The organism is Acetivibrio clariflavus DSM 19732, assembly GCF_000237085.1.
In the GTDB taxonomy this organism is placed as follows: domain Bacteria; phylum Bacillota; class Clostridia; order Acetivibrionales; family Acetivibrionaceae; genus Acetivibrio; species Acetivibrio clariflavus.
This window is the reverse complement of the sequence record NC_016627.1, coordinates 1,417,804-1,436,824: the sequence shown is the minus strand read 5'-3', so window position 1 is coordinate 1,436,824 and position 19,021 is coordinate 1,417,804. Positions and strand designations below refer to the sequence as shown.

General features: G+C 36.7%; 13 protein-coding genes and 2 tRNA genes. 2 read left to right on the top strand and 13 right to left on the bottom strand.

Annotated elements, in window-relative coordinates:
• Window positions 1-117: 117 nt before the first annotated feature.
• From CLOCL_RS06075 to CLOCL_RS06065, 3 genes are all read right to left on the bottom strand, one after another.
• The gene (locus CLOCL_RS06075) at window positions 118-1,677 is read right to left on the bottom strand and encodes an ABC transporter substrate-binding protein (protein ID WP_014254519.1); all 1,560 of its coding nucleotides are present in this window, start codon (window positions 1,675-1,677) and stop codon (window positions 118-120) included.
• Between the two features lie 77 nt (window positions 1,678-1,754).
• A complete protein-coding gene (locus CLOCL_RS06070; protein ID WP_014254518.1) occupies window positions 1,755-2,681 on the bottom strand; it encodes a carbohydrate ABC transporter permease in 927 nt (308 codons plus the stop codon).
• A gap of 65 nt (window positions 2,682-2,746) precedes the next feature.
• On the bottom strand, window positions 2,747-3,739 hold the full coding sequence (locus CLOCL_RS06065; RefSeq protein ID WP_014254517.1) for an ABC transporter permease: 993 nt from the start codon (window positions 3,737-3,739) through the stop codon (window positions 2,747-2,749).
• Between the two features lie 688 nt (window positions 3,740-4,427).
• Between CLOCL_RS06065 and CLOCL_RS06060 the strand changes: the two genes are divergently transcribed.
• Both CLOCL_RS06060 and CLOCL_RS06055 read left to right on the top strand, forming a co-directional pair.
• Window positions 4,428-6,428, top strand: a complete 2,001-nt coding sequence (locus CLOCL_RS06060) for a DUF5050 domain-containing protein (RefSeq protein WP_014254516.1) — start codon at window positions 4,428-4,430, stop codon at window positions 6,426-6,428.
• A gap of 12 nt (window positions 6,429-6,440) precedes the next feature.
• Window positions 6,441-7,259 carry a PP2C family protein-serine/threonine phosphatase gene (locus CLOCL_RS06055; RefSeq protein ID WP_014254515.1) on the top strand — a complete coding sequence of 273 codons (819 nt, stop codon included), beginning with the start codon at window positions 6,441-6,443 and terminating at the stop codon, window positions 7,257-7,259.
• 49 nt (window positions 7,260-7,308) lie between these two features.
• Here CLOCL_RS06055 and recJ read toward each other — a convergent pair whose 3' ends face one another.
• From recJ to CLOCL_RS06005, 10 genes are all read right to left on the bottom strand, one after another.
• A complete protein-coding gene (gene recJ, locus CLOCL_RS06050; RefSeq protein ID WP_014254514.1) occupies window positions 7,309-9,600 on the bottom strand; it encodes a single-stranded-DNA-specific exonuclease RecJ in 2,292 nt (763 codons plus the stop codon).
• Window positions 9,601-10,425 carry a PD-(D/E)XK nuclease family protein gene (locus tag CLOCL_RS06045; RefSeq protein WP_014254513.1) on the bottom strand — a complete coding sequence of 275 codons (825 nt, stop codon included), beginning with the start codon at window positions 10,423-10,425 and terminating at the stop codon, window positions 9,601-9,603.
• Complete coding sequence (locus tag CLOCL_RS06040) at window positions 10,422-12,656, bottom strand: ATP-dependent helicase (RefSeq protein ID WP_014254512.1); 2,235 nt, start codon at window positions 12,654-12,656, stop codon at window positions 10,422-10,424. Before CLOCL_RS06040 ends, CLOCL_RS06045 begins: the two co-directional genes overlap by 4 nt.
• 65 nt (window positions 12,657-12,721) lie before the next feature.
• A complete protein-coding gene (locus CLOCL_RS06035) occupies window positions 12,722-14,791 on the bottom strand; it encodes a UvrD-helicase domain-containing protein (protein ID WP_014254511.1) in 2,070 nt (689 codons plus the stop codon).
• Window positions 14,792-14,845: 54 nt separating this feature from the next.
• On the bottom strand, window positions 14,846-15,124 hold the full coding sequence (locus tag CLOCL_RS06030; protein WP_014254510.1) for a DUF1294 domain-containing protein: 279 nt from the start codon (window positions 15,122-15,124) through the stop codon (window positions 14,846-14,848).
• Window positions 15,125-15,892: 768 nt separating this feature from the next.
• Window positions 15,893-15,969, bottom strand: a tRNA-Arg gene (locus CLOCL_RS06025).
• A 14-nt stretch (window positions 15,970-15,983) separates the two neighbouring features.
• Window positions 15,984-16,057: transfer RNA gene (locus CLOCL_RS06020), tRNA-Gly, on the bottom strand.
• Between the two features lie 103 nt (window positions 16,058-16,160).
• Entirely contained in the window at window positions 16,161-16,781 is a 621-nt protein-coding gene (locus CLOCL_RS06015) for an XTP/dITP diphosphatase (RefSeq protein ID WP_041714964.1), read from the bottom strand.
• Window positions 16,744-17,529, bottom strand: coding sequence for a ribonuclease PH (gene rph, locus CLOCL_RS06010; RefSeq protein WP_027622746.1), 786 nt, complete (start codon window positions 17,527-17,529; stop codon window positions 16,744-16,746). The genes CLOCL_RS06015 and rph overlap by 38 nt, the downstream gene beginning before the upstream one ends.
• A gap of 228 nt (window positions 17,530-17,757) precedes the next feature.
• Window positions 17,758-18,915 (bottom strand): GerMN domain-containing protein, encoded by a 1,158-nt coding sequence (locus tag CLOCL_RS06005; protein WP_014254507.1) that lies wholly within the window; start codon window positions 18,913-18,915, stop codon window positions 17,758-17,760.
• Window positions 18,916-19,021 lie beyond the last annotated feature (106 nt).

Below are 19,021 nucleotides of genomic sequence, written 5' to 3'. Positions count from 1 at the left end.
TGAGTAATTATTATAAATTTTCAATAGGGTGTGCTGATATATGTTATGGGAACAAAATATTTAATTTTCTACGATACTTTATTCAAATATCCACTGTTTACAATGTCATGAATTCGTTTATTTATTTTGTGATTTTATGAATTCATCCACTGATTTCTGGCAGTCATCGATAACTCTCTGAATTCCTGCTTTTTCAAGAGACTGCTTAACTTTCGGATAATAAGTATCGTAATCTACCAATCCCTGGCTAAGTGGCTGAACTTCGTTCTGACCTACTGTAGCAAGTGCTGCTATTTCGGATTTTACGTTAGATGAGTCATAAGTCCAACCAAGAATCTTCATTGGCTTCGCAATTTTATTGAACTCATCCATCTTCTGCCATTTATCTGGACTTTCGCTTATCCACAAGTAATCAAGGAACTGGTTACCGCCCATTGCCCACTGTGCAATTCCATAGTAACCGGAGTTATCGGCATTAACACCATCAGCAAAGTCTATCTGGTTTTCGCTTACTTTCTTATAGTGCTTACCTTCAATACCCCAGCTAAGAAGATTTTTAATCTCTTTGTCTTTAAAGAGCAAGTTGATGAACATCATTGCTCTTGCAGGGTCTTTAGAAGTTCTAGGAATTACTAACTGTGAGTTTGTCAAGTCAGGAGTAGTAGTATAATATTCAATACCCTTCCAAGCATCAGCCTGAACAAGTTCATATCCATACTGTGCTGTCAATTCCTCAGCTTTTCCAGGCTTCAACTGTTCTGTCCATGCAAATACTTTTCCGGCTTTTTTAATTGGAGTACCATCCTGCAATGTTGCAACGTCTTTGTTTATATAACCTTTCAGATACCAGCTGCGGCTTAATTTAAATATTCTTTGTGAAATATCTGTTTCCAAAAGATTTATAATCTTAACATCCCCATCTGTTTTCCTATAACCAACCGGAACATTTACGTCTCCTACATTAACATGCCAATCCTGTACCAAATATGCCTGTTGGTCACCTTTTGTAGATAAGAATGGAATTACATCCGGTTCTTTTTGTTTAATAATTTCTAACCATGGTTCGATATCCTCTGGCTTAGTAATAGAGTTAATATCAAAATTGTATTTTTCAACAAGTGCTTTATTAAATATGAATCCGCCCGTACCGTACATATCCTTTGCTGTAGGAATAGCATAAAGTTTTCCGTTTACAACCGGTGCTTTCAAATATGATGGATGTATGTTAGCAATAATATCCTGACCGTATTGCTGGAGCAAATCATCCAATGGCAGCCAAGCCTGTTTTGCCACATAGTCGTTAAATCCCCACCAGCTAGGTGAAAACATTATATCTATCTTTTCACCGGATGATACTGCCAGCTGTTGTTTTTCATAATAGCTATCCCACCAGAAATAGTTTAACTTGATTGTAGCGTTGATTTTTTCCTTAAGCAGTTTGTTTAATTCTTCTTGTACTAGAGGTAAGTCTTTACACTGTGGTGCAAGAAAATACGCATTGATTTCATAGGGTTCCAAATTCGATGTTGAACCATTATTACCTGCATTATTGGGATCATTTGTTGCGCCACTATTAGGCTGTGGATTAGTCTTGCCGCCGCATCCCGAGAGTAGCAAGCATGATGATAAAATAGCGGCAACAACGGCTCTTCCCAATTTTTTCTTTTTTAATAACATTTTTATACCTCCTCTAATTATGTGTCTATACATTGAATCAGCAAAGACAAAATCTCAAACCTTTGCCCATGCCGAAATCAGCCTTTGACCGCACCAATAGTAAGACCTTTGATAAAATACCTTTGGAAGAACGGATATGCAAAAACAATAGGTCCTATACCTAATATGGCCATAGCCATACGCAAGGTCTCACCCGGTACATTTGCCAATGAACTTGAAACATTACCCGAAGCAGATGCCAACGAAGATGTCAGGAATTGCAGAGAACGCAGTGCCTGATACATTGAATATTGAAGATTATAGTACTTAGGATCATTTATATACAGCAGGCAAAGATACCAGTCGTTCCAGTAATTCAAAGATGAAAACAATGCTATTGTAGCAATAACCGGTGTGGACATGGGAATAACAATCTGCCAGAATATTCTGAATTCACTGGCACCGTCGATTCTAGCTGCCTCTAATACCGAATCGGGTATATTGATTGAGAAAAATGTCTTGGTAACCAATACATAAAATGCATTCATTACCGCCGGCATAATCAATGCGATAAGATTATTCTGCAAACGCAGGTATTTGGTATAAAGTATATACCAAGGTACTAGACCTCCCTGGAACAGCATTGTAAAGAATATAAAGAAGGAAAAGAAATTTCTGTACTTAAAAGATTTTCTGGATATCGGATAAGCATACAGCATAGTGAAAAGAACGCAGAAGAACGTACCTACAACACATGTAAAAATTGTAATACCGTAAGACCTAAACAGTTTTCCTAAATCGCTAAACAAATATTTATAAGCATCAAAACTGATCTTACTCGGGAAGAACGAATATCCATTGATGGCAAGAGAAGTCTGATCAGTAATTGAAACCATGAATATCAAAATCAACGGCGCTATACACATTAGACAATAAACGGCAAAGAATATATTAAGCGCCAAATTCACAGAAGGTGAAACAGAATTAATTCTTAAAGTTGATGATTTCTTGCTTTCTAATTTCATACTTTCTCCCTCAATTCAAAATCAAATTTTTGTATATTTACAGAATAATTAATCATTCACCAAAATTAGAATATCCTGTTCTCAGGACTGATTTTACTTACTGCCCAGTTGGCAAACAAGACAGTAAAGAATCCAACAACAGATTGATATAATCCGGCAGCGGAAGACATACCCAAATCTCCGGTCATAATTAATGCTTTATAAATATAAGTATCCAAAACTTCCGTTGTCGGAGTCAAAAGTCCCTGCTGCATTGGAACCTGATAAAACAGTCCGAAATCTGATCTGAAGATATTACCGAGATTTATAATGGTAGTTACGATCATAAACGGTACAAGGAAAGGAATTGTAATATATCTAATCTGCTGCAGTTTACTAGCACCATCCAATACGGCAGCTTCATAATATTCCGGGTCAATTCCTGCAATACCGGATGTATATATTACAATACCGTAACCAACATTTTTCCAAAGATTTACAATTACCAGTATAAACGGCCAATACTGCGGTGAAGCATACCAATCCACCGTTGGTAAATGTAATACCTTAGTGAGAGTTTTATTATAGAAACCGTTTGGATCCAGAAATGCCAGGACTAAATACGCTACAACTACCCATGAAAGGAAGTAAGGTAAGAATATTACCGATTGATAAAACTTTGCTGCTAGCCTGTTTGTTAATTCGTTTAGTGCTAAAGCAAACAGAAGTGCGAAAATTAACCCTAGCGCAATGAAAGCTAAATTGTACAAAATTGTGTTTCGTGTAATTCTCCACGCTGCATCAGACATGAACAAGAACCTAAAATTCTGTAATCCTGCCCATGGACTTCGAAGAAAACCATCAACGTAGTTAAAATTCTTAAAAGCAATAATTACACCAAACATCGGTAAGTAATAGTTGACAAATATTAATATGAATGGTGGTAGCATCATTAGAAACAACGCCTTATTTGTAGACAGTTCTTTTAAAAATTTCGATCTTTTCCATAAGGGTTTCTTATTAGGCGCAGTTTCCATTACAGCATTGGTATCTGGCGCAATGTTAACACTTTCTGGCATTTCTCAATCACCTCATTAAAAATGTAGAATTTATATTATTAAATATACAATTGTGTATAAATATTACTTATTATTGCAATATAAGTTAAATTATTCTTAAAATATTTAATTTTTTATTTATTAATGAACAGGAAACCGATTAGTAAGAACTAATTACAAATAAGTTAAATTATATCGATAAGCTAAAACAATGTAATTACTGAGATTAAGAGTAACTGTTGCTTAGAAAAAAGTTATCCTCCCAACTTTGCAAATTTCAATGAACATATTTATCTGTGTTGTATTCATTAAAATCGCCTATCCATTACGTTTCCATAATATGTATATACCCACTACATGTAACCGGTTTACTAAACCGGTTACCCAAATATTATCATAATTTATTAATAAACGCAACAACTATTTTTTGTCATTACATAATATAATTATTTATTTAATCATAAATTTATAACCAACTGCTTTCTTATTTATTGCAAAAGACAAAAAATTGACTCAAATAAAGCTCATATGGTAAAATATATTTAGCACAAAATACATAATCATTTCTTTTATGAATGAGTTCTTATTTATATCATTAACTGCTGTTCTTTGAATTTGTTATCTTGTTTGTAACTTTACAGACCCTGTAATTGTAATTTATGTATCAAGCTTTATCTCATCTTAACATTCTTAGGAGGTATTTTTGTCAATGGATTATTTGAAGGAAGACCACGTCAAAAAGTACGAACCCTTTTGGGGCAGCTGGTACATAGAAAAATTCTTAGGTCAGGGCAGTTACGGTAAAGTCTTTAAACTTTCAAAAGAAGAATGGGGTTATAAATATGAATCTGCATTAAAAATTGTAAGCATTCCCACAAGAGAACAATATCATGAAGCCGTATCAACTTTAGGAAATAATGAAAAACTCTTGAAACGATATTTTGAAGATGCGGTAAAAAACATAATAAATGAGATTGTAATGCTTTACAACCTTAGAGGCAACAGCAACATAGTAAGCTATGAAGACCATATGGTAATAGAACACCAGGATGATATTTCATGGGATATCCTAATCCGCATGGAATATCTGACTCCACTCAACAAATATCTCGAAGAAAAAGATTTATGCATAGCCGACGCAATAAACATAGGACTTGATATATGTGCTGCTTTGGAGATTTGTTATAAAAAAGGCATTGTTCACAGAGATATAAAGGATGAAAACATATTTGTATCAAAAGACAATCGTTACAAATTAGGAGACTTTGGAATTGCACGGGAACTTTCGAAAAGCTTTTCGTCTTCAATCCGCGGTACACCGCTCTATATGGCACCGGAAGTATTTAAAGGTGAGCCCTATGACACAAGAGCCGATCTCTATTCATTGGGGATTTTGCTTTACAAACTCTTCAATAACGGCAGATTTCCTTTTATGCCGCCTTTCCCAACAGAACTTCGCATTAAAGACAGTGAAACTGCTGTGGAAAAGCGCCTGTCGGGCGAACCCATAACACCTCCGTGCAATGCTCCTGAAAAGCTTGGCAATATAATATTGAAGCTGTGCGAATATAAGCCTGAAAACCGATTTCCATCGCCTGAAAAATTAAAAGAGGCCCTAATCGAAGTAAACCGGGATATATCTCCAACAGAAAGACAAAAGATTCTTTCATCGGGAAAAAAAGCAAATTCTTCAATTCCTGCAAGCATTCCCGAAACAGTTTTATTAAATCCCGCCGAAATATTAGCCCTCTCAGTACCGTCAACCGGTTGTCGACAACCTCATTCAGACAGAAATGAAAACAAACTCCAAAACCCCTCTGTTTCAAGCTCAACTGCCAATTCCCCAGGTAACATAGTAAACGGAGGTCTTGTCTGCTCGAACGGAGAAGGGATTTTTATATCCTGTCCCGGCAATCGGTACGGTATTTATAAAATTAGTCCCGATGAAAGCAATGTACTTAAACTTACTTCCGACGAAGCATGGTTTATCAACATATCGGGAAACAAGATATACTATTGCAATTCCTCTGACAATGAGAGCATATACTGCATAAATGCTGACGGAAACGGCAGAATAAAAGTCATTGATGACAAGTGTTGGTATTTATATGTATATATGGAATGGATGTATTACTGCAGTGAAACTGACGGCTACAGTATCTATAAAGTCAAAACCGACGGATCCGAAAAGATAAAGCTGGTAAACGCCAAATGTTACAATCCCATACTGTACAAAGGTTTCCTTTATTACTGCAACCGAAGCGACAGAAACAGACTTTACAGAATAAATATTGACGGAAAAGAAATAATTAAAATAACAAATTTTGAAGCAAGCTGTTTCTGTATTTACAATGATTACATTTATTTCAGCAATAAAAGTGACAATATGAGTATTTACAAAATAGATATTTCGGTATTAAAAACCGAAAAAATTTGCAGTGATACGGCAACCAATATAAACGTACACAATAACTGGATTTACTACTGCAATAAAGGGGATATGAGCAAAATATACAGAATCCGTTGCGACGGTTCCGAAAGAGAAAAGCTCAATGACGATTATTCCGACTATATAAACATAGTCGGTGATTCTATCTACTACTGCAATAAAAGCGATCGGAACAATATTTATAAAATTCAGACAAACGGCTCTTGCAAAAGTAAAATATATATAAATGACGATAATGACGATGAATGGATTTACATCTAAAGGTGGTGTTTTATGGAAACAAAACTTAAAATTGACGCTTCGGTTTTAACAAGCAAAGGAAATGTTCGGGATAAAAATGAAGACAGCTTTTATTTTAACGGTACTTTTAAGGAAAAAAATTCTATTATCGATCCTCTGAGCTTATCTCTTAACAGCTCCGACAAAAAATATATTTTTGCTGTATGCGACGGTATGGGAGGCGAACAATTAGGTGAAGAAGCTTCCCATTTGGCAATTCTGTCGTTGCATGAGTTTTATATTTCCTATTTTCAACTTTTTAACACAATAGCAGATTTAAAGAAGTATATGGACAGTTATATCAGCCAAACCAATCAAAAAATATATGAGCATTCTTTGACATTGAGCAAAAAAATGGGTACAACTATAGCGGCAATTTTATTCTGCCGGGACAAAGCAATTGCTTTTAACGTCGGTGACAGCAGCGTATATCTGTTGCGGAATTCAAATCTGATAAAGCTTACCACCGAACACACCGAAGCCCAAAGGCTTGTACGCCTTGGCGTCTTAAACAGCTATACGGCAAAATTTCATAAGAGCAAAAACATCCTCACAAGATACCTCGGTGCAAATCCCGCCAATGGCACAATGGAAGCCGATTACTCCGATGAACTGACCGTTTTGAAAGGGGATACTTATCTTATCTGCAGCGATGGTCTTTCCGGTTCATTAACCGACGAGGAATTAAAATTTCACCTTTCTGTCGGCAACAGCAGTGCATCAATATGTAAAGACCTGGTGGATCTGGCATTAGGAAATGGAGGAAAGGACAATGTTACTGCTTTAGTGGTTAAAATTATTGATGTGGCATAGGTTTTGCTTTCTGTTCCAAACTTTGATGTTTTTCAAAAAATATCGATAACTATTTTAAATATTCCCTGAAATTTTCAGCTTCAGTTTTTAAAATAAACTGCTGGTAAGCATTCTTCTCCATAAGTGCGTTTCTCAACCGCTTTTCCGCCAAAAACATGCTGTTGTCGGTCATACCGCTGCCTTTAAACAAAAACACCATCATTTCATCTTCGCTTAATATATAGTCAATTTTTCCGGCAGCTTTCAAAAATTTCAACCCCGATTTTACAATACTTTCTTCCACACCAAGCTTTATAGCCATTGACTCAATATAAGCCATTCCCTTTTCCTTTGAAACTATGTACTTAATAAGGCCCAAAAGATTGGTAACAAAGCCTTTAAAAGAGTAATCCGGCAAAACACTGAAATTTAAAATAATATTCCGGGGATTGCTGAGTGCTATAATTTCCCTAAAAACCTCCGTATTGGAAGGAGTAGATAAAAACACCAAATTCTCTGTCTCTTTTACACCAAAGCGGTCAACGGCAGACGGCAAAGGGCATTTTGAAGTCAGCCCTTCATAAAAGAAGAGTGCCTGGCGGTATTTTTCCACCAATAGGTTTATGTCACGTCCTCTTTCATCAATAATTTTCCCGTTAAATACTTTCGGGACTTCCCCTTCGCTTTCTATCACATATGCTAAAGTCAGTTGAAGGTTTGATTTTCCTTTATAAGTATTTTTGCCAATCTTGTAGACAGCGTCAAACACTTTGCCCTGAAGGGATTTATCCTCGCCAAACCACCAGACGGCAGATATTCTTGTATTGCTTTTTCCCTCCAAAATCATTATATGATGATTCTTCTCGGTTTTTCTGTCACTCAAAACTTTCAGCCCGTAGCTCACAAACAATGGTGCCTCAAAGCCTTCGCCATAAGGTCCGGCTGTCATGAGCCTTTCGAAAAAATCCTCCGTTATGCTGTCAATCTCAAGTTCCATATCCACATTAACATTGACGGTATCACCTATAAAATGCTTCTTTTCTGCAGCAATTTCAATTTCAGCCATAAATTCCTGAAGATTCTCTTTCAAAAGAGAAAGTCCAGCTGCCTGGGAATGACCTCCGAATTTCAAAAGCTTTCCGCTGCATTCCCTGATTAATTCATAAATGTTTATCTCTTCAACCGATCTTGCCGACCCTACAACCGTTTTACCATCCTCTTTGAGGGATAAAAGAATCGCCGGTTTTTTGTAGGTTTCGCATATTTTCCCTGCTGCAATCCCAATAATACCATGATGCCAAAAATCGTTGTAAAGTACCAGAACAGTCTTGTTTTTCTTCTTTGTCTCCACCTGCTCTACTGCCTGGTCTATTATTTCCTGCTGAACCCTCTTTCTTTCCGAATTGAGAAAATCTATTCTTTGAGCCATTTCAGCAGCAATATACGGATCTTTACAAAGCATGAGTTCCACCGGAAGCCGTGCCGACTCCATCCTTCCGGCAGCATTAATTCTAGGTGCTATTTGAAAAGCAATATCCTCCTCTGTTCTAAGTTCACTGTTCTTCCCTGCAATCTCCAAAAGCTTGATAAGTCCCAGCCTCTTGGTATTGAACAATTTGGGCATTGCTTTTTTCAGAAGAAATCTGTTTTCACCGTTAAGGCTTACCACATCTGCAATAAGGGATAATGCAAGCATATCCAGATAATCTTCCGCTTTCTCTTCAAGTCCTTTACTTTTCAAAAGTGCATGGCATAGAAAATAAGCCATGGCACATCCCGATATATTTCTTGCTTTGTGCCCTTCTTCAAGGAGTTTCGGGTTTAGTATCACATCGGCATTGGGAAGCTCGGGTGGTATGGTGTGATGGTCGGTAAGTATTACATCCATTCCCAACTCTTTTGCACGTTTTATCTCATTGACATTGGAAATTCCACAATCACAGGTAACAATCAAGGTGACACCGTCGGCAGCAAGCTTTTCAATTACATCCAAATTCATGCCGTAACCTTCGGTAAAACGGTCGGGTACATGGTATATAACTTTGTCCAGAAACAAACTTAAGCATTCCACAAGAATAACCGTGCTGGTCACTCCGTCAACATCGTAATCCCCGTATACACATACTTTTTCACCTTTTTCTGCAGCCTTAAGTATCCTTTCCACAGCTTTTTCCATTCCCTTAAACTCATTAAAATGGGTGGGAGTATAACATTCTTCTTTCAGCATCTGACGCACAGTATCCGGATTTTTATAACCTCGGTTATAGAAAATCCTAGCAATAAGTTCATCCCCATCGGTAGCTTCAATAAGCTCGGTAGGTATATGTACGCCTCTATTCAATAAATTTACTTTTATCCTCACCTAAGTCAACTCCTCAATATCTTCCCACTCCAGCTCGTCCAGGAAATCATCATCCTTTTCAATCTCATTGAAATCAATCCTTTGGTTGTTGCAAAACCAGTTAAATTCACAGTATTTACAGTTTTTTTCATACAATGCTTTGTCAAAGGACGAAAAATCGTATTGAAGTATTCCTTTTATTTTATCCTTTAAAATCTCTCTATAGGCATCATGTAATTCATCGCTGTATCTTATATCCATCAGTACTTCCGGAGGATCCGGCTGCCAATAGCACATTCTTATGTCTTCACATTTAATCTCTCTTCCGGTTATTCTTTCGCTTTGCTCCTTAAGCACAAAAAGGTAGACCATGGTCTGAAGGCTTCTCTTATATTTCTCAGCCTTAGCCTTTCTTTGCGGCTGGCTGCTTTCTTTGCTTTGGGTTTTCCAATCCCAAATTTCAAGTTTGTCCCCGTCAACAATCAAAAGGTCAAAATTGGCCTCCAGCCTGAAAATTCCCTTGGTCATTCGCACTTTATATTCCGGAAGATATTTTAAGTTATCTTCCTTTTTAAACTTATTTTCAAGACTCTTCATCCAACGGTTTAATTGGTTAAAACCCTCTGTACTTTCACTAAGTCCCGTATCAATGCCTAAAAAATACCTATAAGCCAAAAGATGAAAATTATTGCCCAGTTCAAGCCTTTTCTTTATTTCTTCACTAGGGAAGTTTTCCCATTTCAGGTTTTCAAGGTATCTCTTTTTAAACTTCAGAGGACATTTTTCAAAAGTCGCCAATGACTGCTGAGTAAATAAAAAATATTCTGCAAACCTTAAATCATTCATTTTGATAACTCCTCAATATATTTCCTGAGTTCTAAAATATACTTAGATGGCAATATTTCATTTCTTTTTTCCCTATTTGCCTCAAAAGAACTTAAAAACAAATATTCCTTTGCTCTGGTTATTCCCACATATAAAAGTCTTGCCCTTTCGGATATGGTTTCGATTTTTGACTGCAATATGGAATCCTCATCGATCTTTTCCCCCAACACCTTTTTCAAATCCGACTTTATTATTGCCTGGGGATTTTTATACTCCTCTTTCAAATACCAGTACTCCCCAATAAATTTATCATCCAAATTAACCGGAAAGTCGGCATTGGTAATACTCGTTAAAAAAACAACGTCCCATTCAAGACCTTTCGACTTGTGGTATGTAGCCACTGTTACTACCCCCGGTTTAGGTTCATACCCTTTCAAGTCCCAAACAATGCCGGCAAAAAAATTAAACATATTTTTCGTTTTTAACAGTTCCAGGGCCAAATCGGCAAGTTTCCAATGGGGATCCTGACTCATAAGGTACCGGACATCCCCGGCCACCTTTTGAGCTATAGCCCTCTCTTCCTTTTCAAACCTCAACTTTTCGGAAATAAAGAGTATTAATTTTTCAACAATGGTACCGGGAAACTCTAACAGTTCCCTCACTACTTCCAGTTTATCGGTAAAATCCGTCCAAATGCTGCTATTTATTAAATCCTTAGGTATATCATCCCTCTCAATCTCGCCCCCGATAGGATAAAGTATTTTTTCTACAGGATATTTCTTTAAAAATTCATTTAAAATTATTTTCTGATTAACAGTTTTTCTTTCCTGATCGGGTTCATCCTCTGATACACCATCGTCATAGGAATCGGCAAGAAAGCATTCATTCATCATATCAAAGAACTTCTGTCCGTTCTCCGGCTGTGCAATAAAATCTATAACCCTTCCAAGTTTTTTCAAAGTTTTGTTCCTCTCACCGGAGGTATTGTCCAGCAATTCATAGGGTACATGCCTTGCTTCCAAAAAGTTTAATACAACATTCATTCGCCATGAGGTGGGCACAAGTATTGCAATGGTCTTGTCAGGATATTTTCTTGCCATTTCCTGAGCCTTAATTACCACTCCCCGGGCCTCATCCTCCCAACTCTTAAATATACCCACTCTTATGCCGTACTCGTCAATTTTGGGATTCGGCCTTGGGTCATCTTCCCCGACAGGTTCTATAAACTGGGGTAAAAGGCTCTCCCTGCACTCCGGCACCGGATGTTTCTCCCTTACAAACTTAACGAAATAATTGGCCAGATTGATTATATCAACAGTATTTCTACTGGACTGGGTTATTTTATATACAGTGGTTTTCGGGTTTTCACAAAAGCTTTTAAACAAGGAAAAATCGCTGTTGCTAAAGCTTCCGCATATAGCCTGGTTACTGTCTCCCACTCTCAGTAAATTACCGTTGGCTATCATTTCCAATATTTCACTCTGTATAAGGTTTGAATCCTGAGCCTCATCCTCGCATACAAAGGAATATTTGTTTTGATACTTTTTCAATAAAAGCTCATCTTCTTTAAGTATTTTTTTGGCATTATACAACATGTCGTCAAAATCCAAAAAACCGCCAATTTTAAGCCTTCTGTCATATATTTCGTATATTTCGCTTGCCCAGGATAGTATAGAGTCTTCACCGAGATTTTGGCAGAGTTCCATAGCCTGCTTTGGAGCAATTCCCCTGCATTTAAAATCTCCGATGGCAGAAAGCATTATATTGCACAGTTTTTCCTGCCATTTTTTATATGTATCACTCAGCTTGTTAGCGCTCAAATTTGACTCATCTATATAAAGCCTGAATTTATTCTCATTATGCCTTTTCCACTCATCAATACAACTGTAAATCAGGTTAATTTTTGAAACCTCATCTATAATGGTAAACTCTTCATTGGTAATAACATGATCCGGTTTTTCTTTAATTATTTGAAGGCATAATCCATGGATGGTGGAAACAAAATAATCCTTATTGCTTATAATTCCCCTGTTCTTAAGCTCCGCTGATATTCGCTGCTTAAAATTGTTTACTGCACTGTTCATGTAAGTAACAATAAGGATTTTACCCGGTTTGTGCAGTTTATTGGCGATCATCTCCGCTGTCCACAGGGAAAGGCAATGTGTCTTCCCCCCTCCGGGAATGGCAGGGATAGCACAATATCCGCCTCTATATTGTTCTACAAGTTCTTTTTGACCCTTTCTAAGTCCCATCCTTACCTCCGAATATTATCTGTTAACAGTATGAATCCATTAACAGCATAAGTATTTGAAACTTTTTACTGCGACATTATTTCATCAAAATATTCAGCCAGTATACCGTCATTCTCATATCCGTTAGCCGACAACATGGATTCAAAAGTAATAATCTTATCAGAACACCTCTTAAAAATAGCTCTCATCAGTGTGGCCAAATAGTGTTTCTGATTTTTTTCTTCAAGTTCTTCAGTATATATGTCGTTTTCATTCCAGGTCTTAGTAAGTACATGGAGGTTTGTTATCTCCTTGACACTGCGGGGAGTCCAGTTGTTACTGCTAAGGCTTGTAATTATAGTTATTTTGCTCTTTAATGAACAGGCCAGATACGATACCGGTGTAGACATAAGTACAAAATCACCGCTCAGCTTCTCCTCCAGTTCAAAAATGCTCTCCGCCGATTTAATTCCTCTTCTTACAACATCCAGAAAATCCCTACTGGCATTCCTGTTAAACCTTGACACCACTTCAACAAAAGTCTGGGCACTGTCAATCAGATTCTTGGCCTCTAAGATATCCTTCTGCGATACTTCCTTTGATATTAGTATTTCCAAAAATACCTTCTGGAAAAATTCATCTATTTTAAGAGGCTTCGGCCTCATTTTGTATTCTTTTATCCAAGTTCTTATATATTCATATTTTTCTATATTGTAATAACCTACCCTTTCCACCAGCCCCGGAAACTCAATATCGGGAAACTCTGCAAAAGGCCGTTGACTTACTATCTCGCCAGCCAAAATGGAACTTCTTACAGGATCAATTTTCAGTACCATCCTGAGAAGTGACTTTACATCATCTTTAGTGGGCATTGACCCATAACCGGGATGACACAACTGTGCCAGAGTTATAAGCGCTTGCGAAAACGGATTATCTATGATCCTGCTCTTCCTCGCAAGGTTTTTAACTTCATATCCGTATCTCTCAAGAATTCTGCCAATAACAAATTCGGTAACCGGGTCAGCATAACTGGATATCACAACTATATCCGATGGTTTGTAGCCTTCCCTGCTTATAAGCTGTACTATCCTTTCACCAACATTTTCCAACATCTCACTTCTCAGTTCAAAGGGCGGAACCCTTTCTATATACGGCCCGGGATTGCATTTGTTATTTTTCAGGTTTTTAATATTTTCAAACAGCATGTCTGAAAACTCTGCCAAAAATTCATGACAAGTATGGGATTTCTTTATTTCAATTTTTTCCATTTTATCTATCAATACCGATTTAACATACTCATGATTGCCACCAAAGGCTTCTCCGTATCCGCCTTCTTGATTATAAGCCAAAAGGCAGGTTTTAAGATTGGGAAGTAAAAAGTTTATAAAATCCACTTCCGTTGGAACACACTCTTCTATATTGTCCACAATGAGATGCTCAATCCTTGAAAACAAATTATTTCTATAAACTTCATCCTTTAACAGGTAATTATTGTATAGCTCAACCGCCATGCCAAAATCGAATATCCCAAGCTCCAGGCACTTTTTCCTGTAATCTGCAACAATATCGTCAGCTTCCCTGTATATCTGCCTTCTCAACTCATCCTTGTTCTCTAAAGCATTATACAGCCTATCCCCAATCCTGTTATACGGAATATCCGATATGGCAGCCCGTACAAGATTACCGGTAATGTCAATAGCAAGCCTGTCGGTGTAGGAAGTAACTCCGGCAAATACACCAAGATTTTTCCTTCTCCATTCAATTACAGTGCTGACAAGAAACTGCGCTGCCTCAAATGTAAGGAACACCGGCTTTATATCCCTATTAACAATTTCATTGCACTTCTTTGTGATAATAGGATAAAAAGTCTTGATCTCGTTTTGAATAAATCCGTAATAGGAAGTTCTCAAAACAGCACCGGAACCTTCAAGGACGGTTTTAGTCCTCCATTCCAGTGACTGGGTTCTGTTAAGAAGCAATATAAGAATCTTTTCACTGGGTATCTTGAGCTTGTCCACCATGTACTTGTATCTTTCCAGTAATATAGTGGATTTTCCGCTTCCAGTAGGGCCTTTCAGAATTATTTTGGAATCATGTGAAGGCATTTCAATTACCTTCCTGGCTTCATCGTCAAAAATAATGGTGTATCCCTCCAATATAGGTTCTTGACTATATTATAACATCTTGGGGATATTAATGAAGCTTTTTAATCAACTTTTAAAAATAAATAATGCAATTATTATTTCCGCTATCAAAATAGCCGGTACACCAATTACAAAATACCAGTGTTTGGTCTTATGCCGAAAAAAAAGCATCCCTGCGTACACACCAACCGCGCCTCCAAAAAGCGCAGTCAAAAGCAAAACCTTTTCGGGAATTCTCCAAAGTTTCTTTTTGGCTTTGTACTTATCTATGCCCATCAGCAAAAAACCCACAACATTCATAAACAATATAAAACCCATAGAAAGGTTATCCAATTTATCAAACATTATACTCTTTCTCCTTTAACCGAATAAGCAAAAGCAGGCTCAGAAATTATATATTTTTTAAATGTACTTCCATGCCCTTTGCTTATTTTCTTGCAATATAGCAACGTTTCACTTTATGATTCTTTTGTCAAAAGCCTTGTCTGTAAATTTTAAATCTATTTTTCAACGGCTCTTAATCTTTATATAATTATAAGCTTACAATCTTCAGATATCAATAATGACGGGAAAACATCAATGATTTTAGTTTTTTGAGAATTTAAAGTTTAAATTTTACAATCACATAAAATTTTCAAATTCCGATTTCTTGAAAAAATAAATACCCCGGCATAACTGCCGGAGCATTTATTAGGGGGTTAAAATGTATTTGTGAGGTCATTTAAATTATTGACCTTTTAAGAATAAAATATACACAAAAATTTATTTTTTCCTCCTGCTTTTAATTTTTAATTGTATTTATAATAAAATTTACCGAAAATAAATATTATTTTACATAGAATCTCTTTTCCGCGTTTGATTGAAAAATATAAATCATCAGGAATTGGATTTTTAAGCAGTATAAGCACAAATTGAACTTAAGGAATAAATAAAACCTCAAAGTCAGATATTATGAAACCGAATTCAGTCATAAATTTTTACTATTGTATAATATCTTTTATCACTTTTAATATTCATTCTTCTACAGCATCTATAAACAGCAGAACTAGCCTTACTCATTTTCTCCAAAAGATACAAAAAGCTTAGAACAATTACCATTCTAAGCTTTTTGACTGGCCTGCCTGAGACGACTCGAACGTCCGACCGACGGATTAGAAGTCCGTTGCTCTATCCAACTGAGCTACAGGCAGATATTTAATTTTGTTGGAGCGGGTGATGGGAATCGAACCCACGCAATCAGCTTGGAAGGCTGATGTTCTACCATTGAACTACACCCGCATCAGGCTTGCAGCGTGCTTTTGAGCACCGCTGACTTTTTATATTATACAAACAACCTTTTAGTTTGTCAACACCATTTTTAAACTTTTTTCAATTATTTTTTTTAAGTAAAATGCCAACTTTTTCCAACATCCAATCTCTTCTTAAGCTCTGCAACCATCAATTTAAGTGCCTTACCTCTGTGGCTGATTTCATGCTTTTTTGACGCTTCAAGCTGTGCAGCGGTTTTGTTATATTCCGGCAAAAAGAATAGCGGATCATAGCCAAAGCCGTTTGTTCCTACCGGCTCAAAGGCTATATATCCTTCAAAAGTTCCCCTCACGGTAAAGTATGTGCTATCAGGAAGAACTACCGCTATAACACAAACAAATCTTGCTTTCCTGTTTTCAAAAGGAACATCCTTCAACAGTTCCAGCAACTTGTTATTTCTGTCTTCATCACTGGCACCTTCACCAGCAAATCTTGAAGAGTATATTCCGGGAGCACCGTTTAAAAAGTCCACTTCCAGACCCGAATCATCTGCCATGACCAGTTCCCCTGTGCGTTTATGCACTTCCATAGCTTTTATAAGCGCATTTTCCTCAAAAGTACTTCCGTACTCTTCAATGTCGTCATTTACTCCGGCTTCTTCCATCGAAACTACTTCAAAATCCATACCTTTCAGAATTTCTTCAATTTCTTTCAACTTACCCTTGTTCTTCGTTGCAACTACAAATTTTTTCATCCTTCGTAACTCTCCCAATTTCATTCGCCACCTGTCCTAGAGCTTCTTTTTGTATTTCTATAAGCTCTTTTATTCCGCCTTGTGCCAAATCCAAAAGCTTATTCAGCTGTTCTCCGCGGAAGGGTGCCTGTTCCCCGGTGGCTTGCAGTTCGATAAACTCGCCGGCACCAGTCATGACAACATTCATATCTACAATTGCATTTGAATCCTCTTCATAGCATAAATCCAGCATTTCTTCATCGCCAACTATACCAACACTCACTGCTGCAACCATGTCGGTTATAGGTATTTTTTCAATTATTCCGTCATCAACAAGCTTCTTGCAGGCATCCACCAAAGCGACAAACCCTCCGGTTATCGAAGCGGTCCTTGTGCCTCCGTCGGCTTGTATAACATCGCAGTCAATGATTATAACCCTTTCTCCCAATATATTAAAATTCACTACAGATCTCAGTGCTCTTCCAATAAGTCTTTGTATTTCCTGACTTCTTCCGTTAAGTTTCAGCTTGCTTATGTCTCTTGGATTTCTAACTCCTGTAGACCTTGGCAGCATTGAGTATTCTGCAGTTACCCAACCTTCTCCGGTATTCTTCTTAAAACTTGGAACCTTATCATCCACCGTTGCAGTACAAATTACCTTTGTATCACCCATTTCAATCAATACAGAACCTTCTGCATGTTTAATATAATTCCTTGTAATTTTAACTTTTCTCAGATTTGAATTCTCTCTCCCATCAATTCTCAATATGTTCTCAACCTTTCTGTAAATAAATTTATACTATCTTTAAGATGTATTTAATATTATAGCGGACATCTTACGTAAATATACTACCTAAAACTTTTGACAATTTCAACCTATTCTTGTTAAAAATTTTTCTTCAAGAATTTATTGCAACAGTATTTCATGAATTAATTGATTACATTATTATTGTGGGAGAGATAAATCATATAATATCAGCTCTTAACTATATACCGCCTACTCACTTACTCTGTTTATTCCATCGGGTATTCTTAATGCCGATGAAATATCCGTTCCTTCAGGAAGGTCATCTTTTTCGCCTTCTATAAGTATTTCAACCTTTTCAACTCCCTTTATCTGTTTCATTGTATACAGGATTTGCTTTAGCAGTCCTTCTTCCCTTGAATTTCCGCCATAATTTTTAATTTCCTTGCTAAAGTCCAAAGTCAAAACTTTATCATCGACTTTTGATCCGATCAATTCAACATTTTCAGGCATTTGAGTATACAGTTTGGGGTCTTTAGGTTCTTTCGCCAGGGTTCTCACAATCTGTACCGGAAGCAAATCCTTAGTTACACCTATATATTCCATTGAAATGGGCAAAAGATACTCATGTTTATTCTCCAGATACTTATATAAATAGACATCAAATTTCATTGTTTTGCTATCGGCATTCAGCCTATCCGAATTTATAAGGGTATTGTCTCTTGTCATAATATTTGAAATATTGCCGGAATATTTCAGTTCCTTTTTCTCATAGCCGTTTATCAAAAACTGAACACCGTTTATTGTTTTAAACTCGGTTAATGTATATACAATAGCCGAAAAGATATTGCGTTCATCCTGTTCGGTCTTATAATCCAAAACTTTATTGTTTAAATCTATTATTGCTATACCATCCACTATATTTATACCCAGTACCTCCGTACCTTCAGGAAGTACAGGTACTAAACCTAAAGGTTTGAGTACTTCTCTGTTAACCTCATTGTCTATCATCGACCTAATGGCTGCTTTTGCTACGCCTTCTTCTTTCTTGATATTTCTTGTAACCGGTATTAATAAGCCGTCGGAATCTCTATAGTATGCTGTTACCGATATAACTTCCTTCACTTTATTGTCATCGTTTAGGTCAGTGCTACCGTTAACACTTGTTTTTTCCTTTGATTTATCTTTTTCAGCTTCGCCGGTATAACTATTTTTCGAATTATCTTTTGCTGCCGCATTATTGCTTTCTGAAGTTTCTTTATATTCTTCCGCCTTTAGAATATTTTCATCTTTCAGGGAATCAACATTTTCGATATGGGTTTGCACTTTGTCAATTCCGTTTAATGGATTCTGGCAACCTGTAATTATCGTTGTTCCAGCTATTAATAAAAAGCAAAAAAAATTCTTCATATATACTACCCCTCATTGTAAAAATTTGTTCTTACTGTAAGTATAGACATATATGAAGAATTTTATAATTTAACAGGCATAATTTTCTAATATTTTATTTTTATTA

What these genes read in the sequence shown, in the direction of transcription:
- CLOCL_RS06075 (WP_014254519.1), bottom strand. Translation starts at nt 1,677, where the DNA reads ATGTTATTAAAAAAGAAAAAATTGGGAAGAGCCGTTGTTGCCGCTATT.
- CLOCL_RS06070 (WP_014254518.1), bottom strand. Translation starts at nt 2,681, where the DNA reads ATGAAATTAGAAAGCAAGAAATCATCAACTTTAAGAATTAATTCTGTT.
- CLOCL_RS06065 (WP_014254517.1), bottom strand. Translation starts at nt 3,739, where the DNA reads ATGCCAGAAAGTGTTAACATTGCGCCAGATACCAATGCTGTAATGGAA.
- CLOCL_RS06060 (WP_014254516.1), top strand. Translation starts at nt 4,428, where the DNA reads ATGGATTATTTGAAGGAAGACCACGTCAAAAAGTACGAACCCTTTTGG.
- CLOCL_RS06055 (WP_014254515.1), top strand. Translation starts at nt 6,441, where the DNA reads ATGGAAACAAAACTTAAAATTGACGCTTCGGTTTTAACAAGCAAAGGA.
- CLOCL_RS06045 (WP_014254513.1), bottom strand. Translation starts at nt 10,425, where the DNA reads ATGAATGATTTAAGGTTTGCAGAATATTTTTTATTTACTCAGCAGTCA.
- CLOCL_RS06040 (WP_014254512.1), bottom strand. Translation starts at nt 12,656, where the DNA reads ATGGGACTTAGAAAGGGTCAAAAAGAACTTGTAGAACAATATAGAGGC.
- CLOCL_RS06030 (WP_014254510.1), bottom strand. Translation starts at nt 15,124, where the DNA reads ATGTTTGATAAATTGGATAACCTTTCTATGGGTTTTATATTGTTTATG.
- CLOCL_RS06015 (WP_041714964.1), bottom strand. Translation starts at nt 16,781, where the DNA reads ATGAAAAAATTTGTAGTTGCAACGAAGAACAAGGGTAAGTTGAAAGAA.
- CLOCL_RS06005 (WP_014254507.1), bottom strand. Translation starts at nt 18,915, where the DNA reads ATGAAGAATTTTTTTTGCTTTTTATTAATAGCTGGAACAACGATAATT.